The sequence below is a fragment of the Azospirillum sp. B506 genome (assembly GCF_000333595.1).
In the GTDB taxonomy this organism is placed as follows: Bacteria; Pseudomonadota; Alphaproteobacteria; order Azospirillales; family Azospirillaceae; genus Azospirillum.
On sequence record NZ_BADK01000393.1, the window covers coordinates 1 to 16797 of the forward strand.

Sequence of the window (16797 nt, forward strand, 5' to 3'; positions counted from 1 at the left end):
ATTCAGCCGGTCCCGGGGACCTCTAGAGTCCTCAAGGTCGGGAACCAGCAGGATGTCGGCCTGGCCGGCGACCTCGGACTTGATGCCCTTGGTGATGGCGGCCTCGCGGCTGATGGCGTTGTCGAAGGCCAGCGGGCCGTCGAGGATGCCGCCGACGATCTGGCCGCGGTCGGCCATCTTGCACAGGGCGGCGGCCTCGAGGGTCGAGGCGATCTTGGTGTTGATGGTCTCGACCGCCGACAGGATGGCGACGCGCGGCACCTCGACCCCCAGCACCTTGGCGAGGTCGATGGCGTTCTGCGCGATGCTGACCTTGTCCTCCAGCGTCGGGTAGATGTTGATCGCCGCGTCGGTGATCAGCAGCGGCCGCGGGTAGGTCGGGACATTCATGACGAAGACGTGACTCAGGCGGCGGCCGGTGCGCAGCCCGGTCTCCTTCTTCACCACCTCGCCCATCAACTCGTCGGTGTGCAGGCTGCCCTTCATCACCGCCTCGCACTCGCCGGTGCGGGCAAGCCGCACGCCGGTTTCGGCCGAGGCATGGCTGTGGGCGACGTCGACGATCCGGTAGCGCGAGATGTCCAGTCCAACACTGTCGGCAACCGAGCGGATCTTGGCTTCCGGACCGACCAGCACCGGGTCGATCAGGTTGGCCTCGGCGGCCTCGACGGCGCCGCGCAGCGAGCTTTCGTCACAGGGATGGACGACGGCGGTCGGCACCGGCGGCAGCGACTCGCAGTTCTTCAGCATCAGCTCGTGGCCGTCATGGCGGATCACCTGCACCTGCGGCAGCTCCGCGGCGGCCCGGCGGACCTTTTCCGTCGGGGCGATCACCTCGGCGACGCCGGTGGCGACGGTCTTGCCGTCCTGATTGGTGGCGAGGCAGTCGAAGACGACGGTCTTGCGCTCGGCATCCTTGGACTTGGCGGTGACGGTGACGGTGACGATGTCGCCCAGCAGCACCGGCAGCGCGAACCGCAGATCCTGGCCGACATAGACAGTGCCGGGACCGGGCAGCAGGGTGCCGAGGACGGCGGAGATCAGCGAGCCGGACCACATGCCGTGGCCGACCACCTTGTGGTCGACGGCGTAATCCTCGTCCACATGGGAGGGATTGAGATCGCCGGACACCGTCGCGAACAGCTCGATGTCGGACATGGTCAGGCGCCGCGACAGGCTGGCCTGCTGGCCGACGCGGATTTCCTCGAACGTGATGTTTTCGATCATGGGGCTGCCGTTCTTGCCGGTCGGAACGATGCCGCCGGGACCCGCCGGAGCGGCGGAGGAGGCGGCGATGGCGGTGTCCATACTAGAATGCTCCTGAAAAGGATCGCGGCGCCCGACCGACGGATCCGCCCGGGGCGGAAACCCGAATGCCGGTGACCGGACCGGATGCCACGTTGCCGGTGGCATCCGTCGCGGCGGCAGGCCGTATCCTCCCAAGCCCGGTTCCCATCTCCGCCGCCCCCTTGCCGGGCAGGCCATGGCGGTGGGCCGGACGCCGTTTTTGTTGGGTTCCTTTGAAGCGGAACCTTCGCTCTCCAAGGATTTCCCAAGGAGTGCGTTGATGCGAAAGGAATAGCCCCTGTGGCAAAGGGGACCAATGACCTACATCAATAAAGTTGCCAAGCCATTGTTGCAGCTGGGTTACTGAGTTCTTTTCAGCGCAGTGAGCGGTCGCAGCATAACAGAAACTTGCGCGGCCGTGGACAGGAAAAGCGGACCTGCCGGCAGGACTGCCATCATTATGCACCGCAGCATCCGATCGGGGGATTGGGGGAAGACGCGCGGCTCACTCCGCCGCAGCGCTGCAGGGGCAGTGCTGCTCGACCAGCGGCACGCTGATCGCGAACACGGTTCCGCGCCCCAGCCGCGAGCGCACGGTGACGGGATGGTCCAGCATCTGCGCCATGCGGCGGACAATGGACAGCCCCAGGCCAAGCCCGCCGCCGCTGTCATGCTGGTCGGTGCCGCAGCGGTAGAAATCCTCGAAGATCGCCGTCATCTCCGCCTCGGCGATGCCGGGGCCGGTGTCCCACACCTCGATCGACAGGCGCAATCCGCCCTTGGGATCGGACCGGCGCCGGCACCCCAGCAGGATCCGTCCCTCGCTGGTGTAGCGCAGGGCGTTGACCAGCAGATTGCGGACCATCCGTTCCAGAAGGATCGGATCGCTGTGCACGCGGGCGGAGCAGGGAACCGTCCGCAACTGAAGCCCGCGGTCGATCGCCTGGTCGCCGATCTCCACCTCCAGCCGGCTCAGGATCTCCTGGACATCGAAATCGACGACCCGCGGCTTGACGTTGCCGACCTCCAGCGCCGAGGTGTCCAGCAGGGTGGACAGCAGCGTGTTGCCGGCCATCAGCGCCTCCCCCAGCTTGCTCGCAACCTCCACCTGTTGTGGATCGTCCAGTTTGGACATCAGGATGTGGTGGAACAGGCTCATCGCCTGGAAAGGCTGGCGCAGGTCGTGGCTGGCAGCGGCCAGGAAGCGGCTCTTGGCCTGGTTGGCCCGCTCCGCCTCGGCATGGGCGCGGGCCAGCGCCTCCCGGATGTCGGCCGATTCCGTCACGTCGATGGCGGCGCAGATGACGCCGGAGACCGCTCCGGTCTCGTCCCGCATCGGCTCCACCGACAGGTCGAGCACCCGGCGGCAGCCGTGATAGGTCAATTCCAGCTCGCTGCGGGCGCCGGTCCCGCTTTCCATCACCAACCGCTTGAGGGCAACCGTCCGCGCCGCCTCGTCGGCCGGGAACAGCTCCTCGTCGGTCAGGTTGATCATCCGATCCGGCTGAAGGTCGGCGTGCGGGCAGTAAATCCACAGATGCCGCATGTTCCGGTCCTGGCTGAACAGCGTCACCTTCGAATAGCGCAGCGCCAGCCGGAACCGCTCCTCGCTTTCGCGCAGGGCACGGGCCATGGCGGCACGGGCGCGCGACTCGGTCTGCAGCAGGCGCTTGGTCCGGGCTTCGCGCAGGACATAGGCGGCGACGCCTGCGGTCAGCAGAAGCCCGCCGATCAGCATCGTCCAGGCCAGCCGGTCGTCGGCGCTGAACAGCTGCGCCGCCTCCGGGACCACATAGAGCCGCCACACCCGCCCGCCATAGGCGATGTCGCGCACGATGGCGGATGGCGCCTCGGGACCGGTCAGCCGATCCACGGTGAGAGGGCGCACCGGCGGATGTGGCAGTTCGCCGGGATGGCCGATCGCCCCCTCGGCGGCAAGCAGCCGCGGCGCACCGGCATCCGGCCGGACCGGGGGTTCCAGCAGATAGGCGTCGCCAACGGTCAGGCCGACCCGGCGCACCGCGTCGCGCAACAGCTGCCCGACGTCGAAGCTCGTCCACAGGAAGCCGGTCAGCACATCGCAGACCGTGCGCCCGCCGACATCGACCGTGCCGTCATCCGGATCGACATCGCGGGAATAGACCGGCAGATAGATCAGCACGGAATTTTCGCCCAGTTCCGCCTTCAGCGGTTCGCCGTCGGCAGCCACGACGCGGTTGGCGGCGCAGGACCGGACCAGCACGTCGCGCTGGCCGGGAAGGCCGGCCATATCCAGCCCGATCAGTCCAGCCGCGGACCGCGGTTCGGCCAGCACGTTGACGAACCGGTCGGCCGCGAAACGCCCGGTGGACAGTGCGGACTCCCGCTCCGCCGCGCCGCCGCCATGGACGGTGAAGGTGCTATGGCCCGCCGCACGCATGGCACGCTCCAGCAACGGCACATCCCCTTCGGCGATCCGGCGCGCCCAGGCGACGGCGTGCAGGTTCGGATAGAGCGGCAGCAGCGGTTGGGCGGCCGATGCGAAGCTCGCATCGGTGACCGGCGCAGGTCCGGCCAATGGACCGCTGAGGGCACGCAGCAATACGCTCCGGTCCTCGAAACCCGACTTCAGTTCATCGTGCAGCTGAATGGCCTGACGGTCGGCCAGGGCGAGTTCGGCATCGCGGGTCGCACTCCGGATCATCAGAAAGGCAGTGAACGACAGGAACAGGCCGGCGAAGACGATCACCGGCAACGCAGCAGCGTCCTCCCCCTTCCGATACCGCCGGGTCATCCGAACGCCCTCCACCCAACCCACCCGAACAGCCAGTGCTCGAATCGATCATAGCGAAGCGAAGACATAATAAGGTATGTAAAAATTCAACTTTGAACGAAAGGAGGAGTTGTTTCTAACCATTGGAGGATCGCAATGGCTATTGCTCTGGGAATATTCGATTGAACTCTGTCGCACTTTGCCGCATCCATTCCCAGCCTGTTTCAGGAATGACATTGCTGCAGGGCAAAAACGAAAGTTCCGACACTTTACATTTCGTGCACTCATTCAGCAAACGCCGGTTCAGCCGCCGATCTTTGTTATCAAAAAGGATCATGCCCAAGCAGACGGACGACGGCGGCCCGCAGGGCAAGCGGGGCAACCGGCTTGTGCAGCAGCGGATAGCCGGACAGCCGCGCCTCTCGCAACCGTTTGGGATCGGTGTCGCCGGTCAGGATCATGCCGGGCACCGGGCGGTCGAACAGCTTGGCGATCTGCCGGATCGCGACGATGCCGTTGGCGGCGCCTTTCAGCCGCAGATCGGAGATGATGACATCGAAGGGCTCCGGCACCGGTCCGATCCGTTCGACGGCCATGTCGTAGGAGTCGGCGCCGACGATGCTGCACCCCCATTGCCCCAGCAGCGCCTCCAGCGCCGCCAGCACCATCGGATCGTCCTCGATCACCAGGATGCGGGTGCGGCCGATGTCGGCAGAGCCGCCGCCGGACGCCGCCGACGACGCAGTAACGGACCTTGCCGCAGACGGAGGGCCGGATAGGGGAGCGGCAGCCGCTGGATCCCCGGCCCCCCCGGTCTGTCCGCCCGCCTCCGTCCGCTCCGCAGCACTCTCGACCGAGAGCGGGACCAGCACGGCGAAGGCGGTGCCACGCCCCTCCTCCGCACAGACCTCCAGACCAAGGCCGAGCTTACGGGCGAGGCCGCGCACCAGGGTCAGATCCAGCCCCAGTGTCCCCGCCCCCTCCCCGGCCGGCTTGTCCAGCTCCATCCGCAACGCCTCCAGCCGTTGCGGCGACAGACCGCGGCCGCTGTCCCAGACTTCGATGCGCAGGTGGTCGCCGCGCTGGCGGCAGCCGAGCAGCACGCGCCCCCGAACCGTGCCGCGCAGGGCGTTGGCGACCAGGCCGTGCAGCAGGCGTTCCAACAGCGCGGAATCGGTCCGCACCATGGCCGAGCAGGGCATCACGGTGAAGCGCAACCCGCGGCCGGCGAAGCGCGGTGCCACCTCCAGCGTGAGGCGCATCAGCACCCCGTTCACCGCGTGGGAGCGAATGTCCGGTTCGATCAGGCCGCTTTCCAGGCGGACGAGGTCGAAATGGCCGTCGACCATGCCGCGCATCGACTCCACGGCCTGGGCCATTGAATGCAGCAGATCGCGTCCGTCCCGCGCCCTCTCCTGATTCCCGCCCCCGATTCCGCCCCCGATTCCACCGCGTGGGCCGCCGAGGCGTCCATCCTCCGGTCTGGCGGCAAGCCGGCCGTCCAGCGTGCCGATCAACAGGGACAGGGCCGCCAGGGGCTGGCGCAGGTCATGGCTCGCCGCCGCGAAAAGACGGCCGGCCGGATCGCGCATCTGCAGTGCCACAGGCGCGCCGCCACCGGCGGAGGACATCGCAGGACCGTCGAACCGCCACACCATGCCACCGCCGGCAAGCCGCAATTCCTTGCAGTCAGGCAGGGCACCGGATCCCGGGCCGGAGGACAGCAGTGCCGCCACCCTCTCGGCCGGCAGCCCGGCGGTCAGGCGATCGGCCAGCCATGGCAAGGCGGCCGCCGCAGGGGTCCAGTCGGCAAGCCGCCCATCGGCCCCGAACACCAGGAGGGCCGGCTCCGCGCCGCCGGCGGCGTCGTGGCTGCCGTTCACGATCGCACCTGCATCCCAAGCCTCATATCCCGATCGGACCCACACTATGGAAGGCATGGCCTGTTGCAAAGCCCGCCATTGGGCAGATGGAACGTGAAGATCATAACGACCCTGACAATCAAACCTTTCGTTGCCTTTTCTGTAAATGCCGAACACTCGATGAAAGTGTCATCGGATACGTTACAATTCGCAGAGGATTCGGTCTTAATCGAAGCTTGGCCTTCAGCGTTTATTAGGAATAGGCGGCAATTATGATCGGATGGATTGCGACACGCAGACTTGCGCCGATGCCGGTGGCGACCGGGCCGTGACGGGGGTTTTCCCGTCTGCGGATCCGCTGCTGCTCGCCTTACTGCAACTTCCGGACGCCGTCGCCGTGCTCAAAGCCCATCGTGATGGCGCCGGCACTTTGACCGATCTGGAATGGCGGTCGGCCAATCCGGCGGCGGAGCGGCTGCTGGGGGCTGCACCGCTGGTCGGCCGGCGGCTGCGCGGTGGCGGCACCGAAGCCGACTGCCCCGGACTGTTCTCTGCGCTGACCGATGCCGTGAACGGTCCCGTCGAACGCACCATTCCGGCAAGGCGGGGCGCGACACGGGTGCGCTGGCGGGTGGTTGCGGGGCCGGCCCCCGACGGGGTATGCGCGGTGCTGACCGATCTCGGCCCCGAAGCGCCGGCAGAGGCAGGCGCATTGGCTGAAAGCCTGACTGCGGCGCTGGAGCACAGCGGCGAGAGCTTCGCCCTGTTCGACCATGAGGACCGGCTGGTCCATGCCAACAGCCGACTGAAGCGGGATTTGCCCGATCTGGCCGACCGGCTGGTTCCGGGCGTGCCGTTCGAGGAACTGGTCCGCTGCTTCGCCCTGACCGATCCGCGTCTGACCACGGATGAGGCGCGCGGGTCCTGGATGGCTGCGCGGCTGGAGCGGCATCGCCGCTTGGAGCCGCCGGTGGTGGTGCCGCTGGCCGACGGGCGCTGGCTTCTCAGCCGCGACCATGCGGTGCCGGGAGGGGTGCTCGTCCACTACACCGACGTCACCACGCTGAAGCTGAACGAGGAGCGGCTGCGCATCCGCGAGGCGGAGGCTCGCGCCGCCCGCGTCGAGGCGGAAAGCGCCAGCCGCGCCAAAAGCGCATTCCTGGCCCAGATGAGCCACGAACTGCGCACACCACTGAATGCGGTCCTGGGCTTTTCGGAGATGCTGCTGTCGGAAGCGCTCGGGCCGCTGGGCAATCCGCGCTACCGCAGCTATGCCAGCGACATCCGCGATGCGGGAACCCATCTTCTGGCGCTGATCGACGACATCCTGGAACTGTCCCGCCTGGAAGGCGGCGGCATACCGATGGCCGAGGAGGGGGTGGATCTGGACAGCCTGTCATTGCGGGTCGTCTCTGCCCTGCAGGAGGTGGCCAAGGAGGGTGACGTCCATGTGCGTCGCGAGGTTCCGGCCAACCTGCCACTGCTGCAGGGCGACGCCTCGGCGCTGACCCAGATGCTGACCAACCTGCTGTCCAACGCGGTCACCCACACCCGCCCCGGTGGCGAAGTGGTGCTGACCGCCCACCAGATGCCCGATGGAGCGATCGGGCTGATGGTGGCGGACACCGGCGTCGGGATCGCCACCGCGGAACTCCCCCGCATCCTCGCCCCGTTCGAGCAGCAGGATTCCAGCATCGCCCGCAACTCCCGCGGGACCGGGCTCGGGCTGCCGATCGTCAAGCGGCTGGTGGAGATGCATGGCGGACGGCTGGAACTGACCAGCCAGCCCGGCGTCGGCACCGCCGTCGTGCTGATCTTCCCCGCTGAGCGCAGCCTGCCGCGCGACCGCTGCCGCCCGGCCCCCCTCCCCCCGGTCATCCTGCCGCGTTGACCGGCACCGCCCATCTTTGCCCCTTGGCGACAAGGCCCCGACCGGTCATTGTGGGGAATACGTTCCCTACACGTTCCTGTTTTGACGGTGGCACCGCGCCATGAGCAACGACATCGCCGTTCCAGCAACCGAAAGCGGGCCCAGCCTTCCGGCTGTCGTTGAACCGCCCGGCCTTCCGGTTGTCATTGGACCGCCCGGCCTTCCGGCCGGGGGAGCACCGCCGATCTTCCGTGGCGTCCGGCGGGCGCTGGCGACGCGGGGCTATGCCACCCTCACCGAATTCCGGCTGGCGAGCGGCCGGCGGGCGGATGTGCTCGCCATCGACGATGCCGGCGGCATCCTGATCGTCGAAGTGAAGAGCGGCGTGGCCGATTTCCGCTCCGACCAGAAATGGCAGGAGTATCGCGACTGGTGCGATGCCTTCTATTTCGCCGTGGATGACGGATTCCCGACCGAATTGATCCCGGAGGATTGCGGGCTGATGGTCGCCGACGCTTATGGCGCCGAGATTCTGCGCGAGGCACCGGTCGCCAAGCTGGCCGCCGCCCGTCGCAAAACTCTGCTGCTGCGCGCCGCGATCACCGGCGCCGGGCGCCTGCACCGGATCGAGGATCCGATGTTCACCCAGGCCTCGCCAACCGTGTGAACCGCCCGCCCGTCCGCATGGATGCAACCCGGCCCGGAACCGGATAGACTGCCGGTCCAGATCAACCGGGAAGGGTGGACCGGCATGCCGGCGGACCAGACGGACACAACGCCCCCGTTGCACATTCTGCTGGCGGAGGACGAGACGGTCACCCGACTTGCCGCCCGCGTCCTGCTGGAACGTGCCGGCCACCGGGTGATGGCGGTGGAGGATGGCCCGGCCGCCGTCGCGGCGGCAGCCGACCACGCCTTCGACGTGATTCTCATGGACCTCGGCCTGCCCGGCCTGACGGGGGACGAGGCGGTGCGCCTCATCCGCCGTCACCCCAACGGCGCCACCACGCGCATCCTGATGCTGACTGCCAGCGCCACCACACAGGCTCACGACCGCTGCGCCGGCTGCGGCGCCGACGGCATGCTGACCAAGCCGCTGCGGCTGGACGCCCTGTCAGCCGCACTGCATGGTGGGAGAACCCAGGCTGAAGCGACAGCCGAAGCGATGGCGGAACCGGCCTTCGATGAAGGTTCGATCCGGACGATGCGCGAGATGCTGCCCGCCGCCCGCGCCGCCGAACTGATCGACAGGACGGCCGCGGTGCTGCGCCAGCACGGACAGACGCTGACCGAGGCGCTGCAGGCCGGAGACCGGGCGACCGCCGGGGCGATGGCCCACAAGATCGCCGGCGTGTCGGGTCAATATGGCTGCCTTGCCCTGCGGCGGGCCGCACGCTCTCTGGAAGCGGAGCTTGAGCGGCCGGGCGCCGATCCGGGTCGGTGCGCCAATGAGCTTGCCGGCAGGCTGGGACCGGCGCTGGACTTCCTGGATCGGTGCGCCGCGGCGGCGCGGGGATAGGGCGGCACGGGAACAGACTCCCCGGCCGCCGGCTCCGTTCGATCAGCCGTGTCCGGTCAGCTCCGCTCGCCGGGCGAGACGGCGACGCAATGGTGGCCGTGTTTGGTCAGGACGGCGCAGGCCTTGCGGGCGTCCTTCTCGTCCAGGCCGGTCAGGCGGGCGCGATAGACGGTTTCCTTGCCGGCCTTCGCCTCCACCACGCTGGCCTTGGCCGTCCGGAGCAGGAAGGGCGCCTGCTTGACGGCCTGGGACACCGCCTTGTTGCCGGCGGCCTTGCTGGAGAAGGCGCCGACCTGGACCCCCCAGTGCGAGGAGCTGCCGCCGCGGGCAGGCTTCTCTTCCCGAGCCGGTGCGGCCGGGATCGCCGCCGGAACCGCCGCCGTCTGCAGGGAGGCGCGGACCGGCTTGGCCTTCACCTCCGGCTCGTCGTCATCGTCATCCCCTTCGCCATCGATGGCGTCGGAGCGCGTGGTGTCGAGGCTCGCCATCACAGGCGCATCGTCACGGCCACGGTTGGGCCGGCCAAAGGCCTGGTCGAGCAGCGCCGCCATCCTGTTGTCGCGCGACACCGCCGACTTGCCGCCCAGCACCACACCGACCAGACGCCGCCCATCGCGCACCGCGGACGCGGCCAGGTTGAAGCCGGATGCGACGGTGTAGCCGGTCTTGATCCCGTCCATGCCCTCGTAACGGGACATCAGATGGTTGTGGTTGGCCAGGGTGCGGCCGCCATAGACGAAGTTGCGGCGGCTGAAATAGGGATAATACTTGGCATGATCGCGCATCAGTGCGCGGGACAGCGCCGCGTAGTCGCGGGCGGTGGTCACCTGCTCCATGTTCGGCAGGCCGGAGGCGTTGCGGTAGACGGTGTGGCGCATGCCCAGTTCGCGGGCCTTGCGCGTCATCATCTCGGCAAAGCGCGACTCGGTGCCGCCCAGCGCTTCCGCCAGGACCACGGCGGCATCGTTGGCCGATTTGGTGACAAGACCAAGGATCGCCGTCTCCACCTTCAGCGTCTGCCCGGCGCGCAGGCCCAGCTTGGTCGGCGACATGCTCTCCGCCCAGGACGAGACCGGCAGCTGCTGGTCGAGGGTCAGCCGACCGTCCTCCAGCGCGTCGAAGGTCAGGTAGAGCGTCATCATCTTGGTGAGCGACGCCGGATGGGTGATCGCGTCGGCGTCCTGGTCGATCAGCACCTGCCCGGTGCGGGCGTCGACGACGATGGCCGCGGCCTTGGCCGCCAGCGCTTCGGCCGCGGACAGGCCGGATCCGAGAGCGACCATGCCCAGCAGCGCGGCAGCCGCGAGCAGATGGCGCCCCACACCCGCCGAACTCCGTTCACCGGAGGTGTCCGCCGCCCGAAAGGCGAACGGAAACAATCCGCTACGAACGGTGTTGCGCGTTACACTCATGATGGCCCCGCCAACCGCTAGATCCTGGTGCTTGGTTCAATGGTAAATTCGTGCGAAATCAGTGTCTAGCATGAATTCGTTAATTTACTGCTTTGGCTTTTCGCAGATTCTGTGACCAAAATCGCGGGTCCTGCTTCAAAAAGGGAAAGGAGTGGCGGGAGCGGCACGGCGGAAGGGTTGCGGCAGGGCAAACGGATTACCGGCGCCCTCCGACAGGCCGAAGCCGAGGTGCCGGGTCTTGCCGTCCCGCCCTTCATCCTCCACCTACCAGGGGCCGCCGACGCGAGGCAAGCGACAATGAGCCGTGGTTATCGAAGAACTGTTTCCGCCCCCTTTATTTCCAGCCCCCCGCCCGTCCGCGGGGGCATCCGCCGTGGCATCGCCCGCACTGCCGCCGCCGCGGTGCTCAGGGTGGCGATGGCCGCTTCGCTGCTGGCGCTCGCCGGCTGCGGTTCGATCGGGCCGACCGACAATCCCGTGGCGCGGAAGCTGACCTGGTTCAGCTATCTCAACGGCGACGATCTGCGGTCGCGCTGCGGCAAGGACGGCACCGACCGCTACCGCCTGATCTTCAACGCCGACTACAACCGGCATGTCCGCACCTATGACATCGTCGGCGACCCGAAGCTCGGCGGCGCGGCGATCGAGGCGCATGTGATCGAGGCGACGGACCTCGCCCGCATCACGCTGAGCGATCCCTTCTCCCCCGCGCGCGGACGCACGGCGACCCTGCAGCTGAGCGCCGCGCAGCTCGACAGCTTCGTCGGCCGCCTGCGCGACGACGGGGCGTTCGATCCGCCGCCCCAGGGGCTGCGGTTGCCGTCCAACGGCTTCTACTGGTTGATCAACGGTTGCCGGGCCGGACAGTGGTTCTTCACCGCCTTTCCCTATCCGTCCGACCGCTTCAGCGATGCCCGTTTCCCGGAGCTACTGCGCGACATCGATCCGACGGGCGTCGCCTATCCCGGCCTGCCGGCCCCCGACGAGGCGCCGCGCAGCCTGCCCTCATCCGGCCAGCTGGCGGATGGCGGCGTGTTTTTCGAGATCCAGATCGGGCCTGACGGGCTGGGCCATTATGGACTGGTCGGCCCGACCGCCCCCTTCGGGGCGCTGCTGCTGAGCGCCCTTCCGGGAAACTGAGGCGGTGGTCGGGAGTGACGGTCAGGCCGTCTCTTCCGCGACCCGTCGCGGACGCATGTCTTCCGGCACCAGCGTTTCGACCCAGGGGCCGTCCGGCATGCGGCGGGCCAGTTCCGTCAGGTTGCGGTTCCACCACTGCCGCTGTTCGCCGAGATCGTCATAGTCGTAGTTCGACTGGCGCCAGCTGCGCGAGTCGGCGTGGTAGGACACCATGTCGATGGGGAAGCCGACATCGTTGCTGGAGAAGCGGGTGCTGTCGAAGGACAGGTAGGCCAGCTTCAGCGCCGTCTGCATGTCGGTGCCGTAGGTCAGCGCGCGGTCGAGGATCGGCTTGCCGTACGCAGTGGCGCCGATCGACAGGTAGGGCGTACGCTCGTCCACCTCGATCCAGTTGCCCTCCGGATAGACCAGGAACATGTAGGGTTCTCGGTCTTCGGCCAGCTGGCCGCCGATGATGGCATGCAGGTTGAAGTGCAGCTTCGACGCCTCCAGCGACTCCTTGTCCTCGGCAGCGACCTGCCGCAGGCAGGTGGTGAAGGCCGACACCGCGTCCAGCATGGTCTGATAGGATTCGCCCCGGCGCTTCTGCATGTCGCGGCGCAGATAGGCCAGGGTCTTGTCGCGCACGCTGCGCAGCCCGGAGTTCATGATGAAGAAGCGGTCGCCGCCGCTGCCCATCATCGTCACCTTTCGGGCCGAGGAAAGCTGCGATCCGCTGGTGATCCGGCCGTCCGACAGACCGATCAGGCCGTCGCGGGTCTTGATGCCAAGGCAATAGGTCATGATCGAAATGGTCCCGAATATGCGGCCTGAGGAGCGGAAGGCCCGGCACGCCGCGTCCAAGCGCCGCACCTGACCATTGGCCGAGGCGAATCCCGCCCGCGGCCACGCTACACTTCTCGCAGCGCTGGTAAAGCCTTCGTTAAGGCCGTCTGCATTAAGGCCATCCGCCTTCAACGGCTTACCGATGGATCCAGGGCTTCCGTCGCCATGGTCGGCGACGACGCGGCGCCAGCCCCCAAGCGAAAGCGGTGGCGGTCGCCGCCTCCGGATTAGCCGGGCACTTGCCGAACGGACAGTTGACACCGCCCTCTGCTTAGCCCATAAAATCCTTATATTGCAGTGCAGCATTGAAGACGCAGACCTGCGGCATCCGCGAGATCTGCGCCAACGGCGGCACAACGTAAAAAACCAACGCAAACCGCTGCCGGCAGGCTCCGCGCCACGCTTCGCGGCGGCCGGGCTCACCCTTCAAACGCCGGCATCAGCCAGGAAGGAACGCACGCCATGAACCAGTTCACGCCGAAGTCGCTCGAAAACGTCGCCGCCCAGGCCAAGGAGCAGTATGAAGGTCTGGTGAAGGCCGGTCAGGAGCAGACCGTCAAGCAGTTCGAGCAGACCGCCACGGCCGCCAAGGAGCAGTTCGAGAAGACTGCCGCCCAGCTGCTCAAGAGCTACGAGGACCTGCAGGCCACCGGCAAGGCCAATGTCGAAGCGCTGATCGCCAGCAGCACATCGCCGCCAAGGGCGCCGAGGATCTGGGCCGCGAGGTCGTCGCCTATGGCCAGTCGGCGCTGGACAAGTCGATCACCACCGGCAAGGCCCTGCTGACCGCCAAGTCCATCCAGGAAGTGGTGGAGCTGCAGAACGACTTCTTGAAGTCCAGCTTCGACTCGATGCTGGCCGAGACCAGCCGCCTTCAGGAGCTGACCACCAAGGTCACCAACGAGGCGCTGGCCCCTTTGAACGCCCGCGTCACCGCGACGGTGGAGACCTTCTCCAAGCCGCTCGCCGCCTGATCGGCCAGATCGAAGCCTCCCGGACAGCCGGGGTTCAGCCATGACCCCCGGCACCGCAAGACGGCCCGGCAACCTCCACGCGGTTGCCGGGCCGTCTTGCGTCGGCCGGTAGGCGTCGTTTCGCAGGGAACTTCAACGTCCAGATTTTTGTGCATTGCACAATTCCCGTTGACTCCCGGCGCCGCCTTCCTTATCTTCTGCTTATGTTGCAGTGCAACATAACTCGGGCGCCCGCCCTGACGGGGTCCGAGGGTTTCAACCCACTCCGCACCCGGTCGCCGCATCGTCGGGGCCGCGCGGTTGACCCCTGAAGAGAGCGCGAGGAGCATAGCCATGTCCGACCAGATCGCCGCCGTCACCAAGTCCGTCGAAGACGCCATCGCCACCGCCAAGCAGAACCTGCAGGGTCTGGTGAAGGCCCAGCAGGAACAGATGGAGAAGGCCTCTTCCCAGGTGCTGAAGAGCTATGACGAGCTGACCGTTCTCACCAAGGAGAATGTCGATGCGCTCGTGAAGTCCGGCACCGTGGTCGCCAAGGGCGCCGAAGTGGCCGGCAAGCAGGTCGCCGCCTTCACCCAGTCGTCGCTGGAGAAGAGCGTGTCGAACGCCAAGGCCCTGCTGGCGGTGAAGACCATCCAGGAACTGGTCGAGCTGCAGAATGCCTACGCCAAGGCCAGCCTCGACGCGCTGGTGTCGGAAAGCACCAAGCTGCAGGAGCTGACCGTCAAGATCGCCAACGAGGCGTTGGCTCCCTTGAGCGCCCGCGTCAACGCCACGGTCGAGGTTCTGTCGAAGAAGCCGGTCGCCGCCTGATCGGCTGAACCACAGCCTTTCTTGACTGGCGGGCATCCTGTGCCCATCTGACGGACCATATCGCGGCCCGGCATCCCGGATAGGGGTGCCGGGCCGCTTTGCGTTGGCAAATAGCCCGATCCCGGCGGCGCCTTGGCGAAGGTCCGGAAAGGACTAGGGTTTCCCGCCGGTTGCAGTCCGTCCGGAAGGGGTGTCTCCTATTTCGTGGTGGCGGAAGGCCGATTGGACCAAAGGAGGGTCTGCCAAATGGAGGGAGAGTGAAAACGGCCCCTTCCCAGCGCGCCCGAAATGACCATATCATTCCCAGTGACCGTGCATCGCGATGACATTCGACTGGGACCATGGCCGACTCTGACAAGCAGGGCAACGACGGCACGAACAGCGGCGTGGTCGTAAAGGCCAAACCGAAGACCAAAAAGCCGTCGATGTACAAGGTGTTGATGTTGAACGACGATTACACTCCCATGGAGTTCGTCGTTCTCGTTCTCGAACGCTTCTTCAGCAAATCGCGCGAGGAAGCGACCCAGATCATGCTGCATGTGCACCGGCGGGGTGTGGGGTTGTGCGGCGTGTTCACTTACGAGGTGGCGGAGACGAAAGTCACGCAGGTGATGGACTTTGCGCGCCAGAACCAGCATCCGCTGCAATGCACGTTAGAAAAGGATTAGACCCACACATGCTGTCGCGTAACCTGGAACAGACGCTGCACCGAGCCCTGGCCCACGCGAACGAGCGCAGGCATGAATACGCGACGCTCGAACATCTGCTTCTCGCGTTGACCGAAGACTCCGATGCTACCGCCGTCTTGCGCGCTTGCGGGATCGATCTCGACCGACTGCGCGCCGAACTGTCGGATTACCTCGACAATGAACTGGCGAACCTTATCACGAACAGGCCCGATGACGCCAAGCCGACGGCTGGTTTCCAGCGGGTTCTGCAGCGTGCGGCCATCCACGTCCAGTCGTCCGGACGTGAGGAGGTGACGGGAGCAAATGTGCTCGTTGCCTTGTTCTCTGAACGCGAGAGCCACGCGGTTTACTTCCTGCAGGAGCAGGAAATGACCCGGTTCGATGCGGTCAACTACATCTCTCACGGAATCGCGAAGGCTCCGGGCCGCTCGGAAACAAAGCGTGTCTCGGGCGCTGACGACGAGGCGGCGGCGGAGAAGGTCGTGAAAAAAGGCAGCGAAGCGCTAGAGGCGTATTGTGTCAACCTGAACAAGAAGGCGTCGGGCGGGAAGATCGATCCGCTGATCGGCCGGGAGCAGGAGGTCGAACGGACCATCCAGATCCTGTGCCGGCGGTCGAAGAACAACCCGCTCTATGTCGGCGACCCCGGTGTCGGCAAGACCGCCATCGCCGAGGGCCTGGCCCGCCGCATCGTCCAGCAGGAAGTGCCGGAGGTGTTGCGCAACGCCACCATCTTCGCGCTCGACATGGGCTCGCTGCTGGCCGGCACGCGCTATCGCGGCGACTTCGAGGAGCGGCTGAAGGCCGTCGTGTCGGAGCTTGAGGCGACGGAGGGGGCCATCCTCTTCATCGACGAGATCCACACGGTGATCGGCGCCGGCGCGACCTCGGGCGGGGCGATGGATGCCTCGAACCTGCTGAAGCCGGCGCTGGCGTCCGGTGCGCTGCGCTGCATCGGCTCGACGACCTACAAGGAATACCGCAGCTACTTCGAGAAGGACCGGGCGCTGGTCCGCCGCTTCCAGAAGATCGACGTCAACGAGCCGTCGGTCGAGGATGCGATCAAGATCCTGCAGGGCCTGAAGCCCTATTACGAGAAGCACCACAAGGTCACCTACACCAACGACGCCATCCGCGTCGCGGTGGAGCTGTCGGCCAAGTACATCGGCGACCGCAAGCTGCCCGACAAGGCCATCGACATCATCGACGAGGTCGGTGCGGCGCAGATGCTGCTGCCGGAGAACAAGCGCCGCAAGAAGATCGGCGTGAAGGACGTGGAGGCGGTGGTCGCCAAGATCGCCCGCATCCCGCCGAAGTCGGTCAGCCGCGACGACAAGGAAACGCTGCTGAACCTGGAACGCGACCTGAAGACCATGGTCTTCGGCCAGAACAAGGCGATCGACGCGCTGGTCTCCGCGATCAAGCTGGCCCGTGCCGGCCTGCGCGAGCCGGAGAAGCCCATCGGCAACTACCTGTTCACCGGCCCGACCGGTGTCGGCAAGACCGAGGTGGCCCGCCAGCTCGCCATGACGCTGGGCATCGAGCTGACCCGCTTCGACATGTCCGAATACATGGAGCGGCACACGGTGTCGCGCCTGATCGGTGCCCCGCCGGGCTATGTCGGCTTCGACCAGGGCGGCATGCTGACCGACGC

14 protein-coding genes are annotated in these 16797 nt (G+C 66.8%); 9 read left to right on the forward strand and 5 right to left on the reverse strand.

Annotated features, from left to right (window positions below; genetic code table 11):
- From I71_RS12015 to I71_RS12025, 3 genes are all read right to left on the reverse strand, one after another.
- Positions 1 to 1227, reverse strand: a 1227-nt coding sequence (locus I71_RS12015) for a bifunctional enoyl-CoA hydratase/phosphate acetyltransferase (RefSeq protein ID WP_042695101.1), incomplete at its 3' end; no start/stop codon positions are given.
- Positions 1228 to 1792: 565 nt separating this feature from the next.
- Complete coding sequence (locus tag I71_RS12020; RefSeq protein ID WP_042695094.1) at positions 1793 to 4060, reverse strand: ATP-binding protein; 2268 nt, start codon at positions 4058 to 4060, stop codon at positions 1793 to 1795.
- 302 nt (positions 4061 to 4362) lie between these two features.
- Positions 4363 to 5922 carry a hybrid sensor histidine kinase/response regulator gene (locus I71_RS12025; RefSeq protein ID WP_042695095.1) on the reverse strand — a complete coding sequence of 520 codons (1560 nt, stop codon included), beginning with the start codon at positions 5920 to 5922 and terminating at the stop codon, positions 4363 to 4365.
- Positions 5923 to 6298: 376 nt separating this feature from the next.
- On the opposite strand from I71_RS12025, the gene I71_RS12030 reads away from it, so the two are divergent.
- The 3 genes from I71_RS12030 to I71_RS12040 all read left to right on the forward strand — a co-directional run bounded on the left by I71_RS12030 (position 6299) and on the right by I71_RS12040 (position 9290).
- Positions 6299 to 7792: a PAS domain-containing sensor histidine kinase gene (locus I71_RS12030; protein ID WP_244433780.1), complete on the forward strand. Its 1494-nt coding sequence runs from the start codon at positions 6299 to 6301 to the stop codon at positions 7790 to 7792.
- Positions 7793 to 7892: 100 nt separating this feature from the next.
- Positions 7893 to 8438, forward strand: a complete 546-nt coding sequence (locus I71_RS12035) for an MmcB family DNA repair protein (RefSeq protein WP_083897120.1) — start codon at positions 7893 to 7895, stop codon at positions 8436 to 8438.
- Between the two features lie 84 nt (positions 8439 to 8522).
- Positions 8523 to 9290, forward strand: a complete 768-nt coding sequence (locus I71_RS12040; protein ID WP_042695096.1) for a response regulator — start codon at positions 8523 to 8525, stop codon at positions 9288 to 9290.
- A gap of 56 nt (positions 9291 to 9346) precedes the next feature.
- On the opposite strand, the gene I71_RS12045 is transcribed toward I71_RS12040, so the two are convergent.
- Complete coding sequence (locus I71_RS12045) at positions 9347 to 10612, reverse strand: D-alanyl-D-alanine carboxypeptidase (RefSeq protein ID WP_049976066.1); 1266 nt, start codon at positions 10610 to 10612, stop codon at positions 9347 to 9349.
- Between the two features lie 387 nt (positions 10613 to 10999).
- Here I71_RS12045 and I71_RS12050 point away from each other — a divergent pair, with 387 nt between their 5' ends.
- Positions 11000 to 11842, forward strand: coding sequence for a hypothetical protein (locus I71_RS12050; protein ID WP_042695097.1), 843 nt, complete (start codon positions 11000 to 11002; stop codon positions 11840 to 11842).
- A gap of 21 nt (positions 11843 to 11863) precedes the next feature.
- On the opposite strand, the gene I71_RS12055 is transcribed toward I71_RS12050, so the two are convergent.
- On the reverse strand, positions 11864 to 12625 hold the full coding sequence (locus I71_RS12055; RefSeq protein WP_042695098.1) for a peptidase: 762 nt from the start codon (positions 12623 to 12625) through the stop codon (positions 11864 to 11866).
- Between the two features lie 504 nt (positions 12626 to 13129).
- Between I71_RS12055 and I71_RS39675 the strand changes: the two genes are divergently transcribed.
- The 5 genes from I71_RS39675 to I71_RS12075 all read left to right on the forward strand — a co-directional run.
- Positions 13130 to 13453, forward strand: coding sequence for a hypothetical protein (locus tag I71_RS39675; RefSeq protein ID WP_244433781.1), 324 nt, complete (start codon positions 13130 to 13132; stop codon positions 13451 to 13453).
- Positions 13381 to 13641 carry a phasin family protein gene (locus tag I71_RS39680; RefSeq protein WP_244433782.1) on the forward strand — a complete coding sequence of 87 codons (261 nt, stop codon included), beginning with the start codon at positions 13381 to 13383 and terminating at the stop codon, positions 13639 to 13641. The genes I71_RS39675 and I71_RS39680 overlap by 73 nt, the downstream gene beginning before the upstream one ends.
- Before the next feature lie 333 nt (positions 13642 to 13974).
- A complete protein-coding gene (locus I71_RS12065; protein WP_042695099.1) occupies positions 13975 to 14454 on the forward strand; it encodes a phasin family protein in 480 nt (159 codons plus the stop codon).
- Positions 14455 to 14795: 341 nt separating this feature from the next.
- Complete coding sequence (clpS, locus tag I71_RS12070; RefSeq protein ID WP_014246998.1) at positions 14796 to 15122, forward strand: ATP-dependent Clp protease adapter ClpS; 327 nt, start codon at positions 14796 to 14798, stop codon at positions 15120 to 15122.
- A gap of 8 nt (positions 15123 to 15130) precedes the next feature.
- A partial coding sequence (locus I71_RS12075) for an AAA family ATPase (RefSeq protein WP_042695100.1) occupies positions 15131 to 16797 on the forward strand: 1667 nt, incomplete at its 3' end.

What these genes read in the sequence shown, in the direction of transcription:
- I71_RS12020 (WP_042695094.1), bottom strand. Translation starts at nt 4,060, where the DNA reads ATGACCCGGCGGTATCGGAAGGGGGAGGACGCTGCTGCGTTGCCGGTG.
- I71_RS12065 (WP_042695099.1), top strand. Translation starts at nt 13,975, where the DNA reads ATGTCCGACCAGATCGCCGCCGTCACCAAGTCCGTCGAAGACGCCATC.
- I71_RS12035 (WP_083897120.1), top strand. Translation starts at nt 7,893, where the DNA reads ATGAGCAACGACATCGCCGTTCCAGCAACCGAAAGCGGGCCCAGCCTT.
- I71_RS12050 (WP_042695097.1), top strand. Translation starts at nt 11,000, where the DNA reads ATGAGCCGTGGTTATCGAAGAACTGTTTCCGCCCCCTTTATTTCCAGC.
- clpS (WP_014246998.1), top strand. Translation starts at nt 14,796, where the DNA reads ATGGCCGACTCTGACAAGCAGGGCAACGACGGCACGAACAGCGGCGTG.
- I71_RS12055 (WP_042695098.1), bottom strand. Translation starts at nt 12,625, where the DNA reads ATGACCTATTGCCTTGGCATCAAGACCCGCGACGGCCTGATCGGTCTG.
- I71_RS12040 (WP_042695096.1), top strand. Translation starts at nt 8,523, where the DNA reads ATGCCGGCGGACCAGACGGACACAACGCCCCCGTTGCACATTCTGCTG.
- I71_RS39675 (WP_244433781.1), top strand. Translation starts at nt 13,130, where the DNA reads ATGAACCAGTTCACGCCGAAGTCGCTCGAAAACGTCGCCGCCCAGGCC.